Here is a 383-nt window from a genome sequence, read left to right as displayed (position 1 = left end):
GGGTATAGGTCGGAGTCGCCAGCGTCGACGAGGACTCGGCCCAGGGGTCGAAGGCGGTGGCGGTCGTCGACGGCTGTGCGCCGACCTGGAACTGCAGACCGGGAAGGCCTTGGTAGGAGCCCTGCCCGTCGACGGGAACGGTGCGGGCGAAGGCGTCCGTGTCCGCTGCGGGGGCGGTCGATCCGGTCTCGAGGTCCTTGACCAGCGCGGTGATCCAGTCCGATGCGAAGCTCAGCCAGGTTCCGCCCGACGGTGTGACCGCATCACGTTGGTAGGACTCGTGATTGGCGCGCACCGCCCAGTACTTGACGTCGGTGGCCATCTTGATCAGGCCCTTGTTGTCGGTCAGTTCGTTCTGCACGATCTTCGACACGGCCGTGGTG

1 protein-coding gene is annotated in these 383 nt (G+C 66.6%); it reads right to left on the bottom strand.

Annotated elements, in window-relative coordinates:
- Positions 1-373 (bottom strand): hypothetical protein (locus J1M38_RS11635; RefSeq protein ID WP_206501276.1); only part of this gene is annotated, 373 nt, incomplete at its 3' end.
- Between the last annotated feature and the right edge of the window lie 10 nt (positions 374-383).

It is taken from the genome of Micrococcus sp. KRD070 (assembly GCF_017168435.1).
Lineage (GTDB): Bacteria > Actinomycetota > Actinomycetes > Actinomycetales > Micrococcaceae > Micrococcus > Micrococcus luteus.
Note: the sequence above shows the minus strand (reverse complement) of the source record. Positions and strands in the feature narration are given on the sequence as shown.